The following is a 628-nucleotide window of genomic DNA, read 5'->3' on the forward strand; positions in this document are numbered from 1 at the left end:
GTTTGGATTTGGTTTTGATCGGCAATATAAGCTCCATCCCATTCATTCGTCCTTCACAATGCTTCATCACCGGACAGGTAAGGCAACCCGGAGATTTGGGGGTACATACCATAGCTCCAAGTTCCATTAACGCTTGATTGAAATCCGAAGCACGACCACGTGGAATTAACTCTTTAGCGAGCACTTCCATTTTGACCCGTGTAGGCCCTTTAGCAATATCATCTTCTAAGCAGAAGTATCTCGATAATACACGCATCACGTTACCATCTACGGCTGGAACAGGAACACCATAAGCAATACTAAGCACTGCACCCGCAGTATACGGGCCTATTCCTTTAAGGGCAGAGATTTCTTCTGGTGTATTCGGTACAATGCCTTCACGACGCTCTACAACTTGTTGCGCCGCTGCTTGTAGATTACGGGCACGTGAGTAATAACCTAGCCCTTCCCAGCTGGTTAACACTTCTTCTTCCGGTGCAGTCGCTAATGCTTCTACCGTCGGGAATTTCTCGATAAAGCGAGTAAAGTAAGGAATTACAGTATCAACACGTGTCTGCTGTAACATAATTTCAGAGATCCAGATATGGTAAGGGTTACGACTTCGTCTCCATGGCAAATCACGCTTATG

At 45.9% G+C, this 628-nt stretch carries 1 protein-coding gene; it reads right to left on the minus strand.

Annotated elements, in window-relative coordinates:
- Positions 1–628 (minus strand): A/G-specific adenine glycosylase (gene mutY, locus DN394_RS28810; RefSeq protein ID WP_255451663.1); only part of this gene is annotated, 628 nt, incomplete at both ends.

The organism is Bacillus sp. BB081 (genome assembly GCF_008368895.1).
Taxonomy (GTDB): Bacteria; Bacillota; Bacilli; order Bacillales; family Bacillaceae_G; genus Bacillus_A; species Bacillus_A wiedmannii.